Origin of the sequence: Mycobacterium sp. DBP42 (genome assembly GCF_005924235.1) — a bacterium.
Lineage (GTDB): Bacteria > Actinomycetota > Actinomycetes > Mycobacteriales > Mycobacteriaceae > Mycobacterium > Mycobacterium syngnathidarum.
Genome location: NZ_VCMY01000130.1, coordinates 1 through 383, shown reverse-complemented (window position 1 = coordinate 383; position 383 = coordinate 1). Strand labels below are relative to the sequence as shown.

General features: G+C 70.8%; 1 protein-coding gene. It reads right to left on the bottom strand.

From position 1 onward, the window contains the following. Positions 1-319 (bottom strand): site-2 protease family protein (locus tag E0T84_RS31720; RefSeq protein ID WP_171055250.1); only part of this gene is annotated, 319 nt, incomplete at its 3' end. Positions 320-383 lie beyond the last annotated feature (64 nt).

Genomic DNA, 383 nt, shown 5'->3' with positions numbered 1-383 from the left:
GGTTGGCGATCGGGCCGGCGGCGACGATGGCCGCACGCGCGCGCAGGGGTTTGTTGTTGAAGGCGAGATGGCGTTCCGCCGCGTCCACCGGCGCCTCGCGCTCGTCGAGCATGCGCACGTAGCCCCCGAGCGGGAACGCGCCGATCACGAATTCGGTGGACGAGCCACGCGGCTGCCAGCGCAGCAGCGGCTTGCCGAAGCCCACGGAAAAGCGCAGGACCTTGACGCCGCACGCCACGGCGACGCGGTAGTGCCCGTATTCATGGACCGCGATGAGCAGGCCCAGGGCGACGACGAAAGCGGCGATGGTGAGAAGCATGGTGCACTCCCGTGCGATGAAGGAGGGGCCCGGCGGTCAGGCCGCGAGGCGCTCTGCCCCGTGC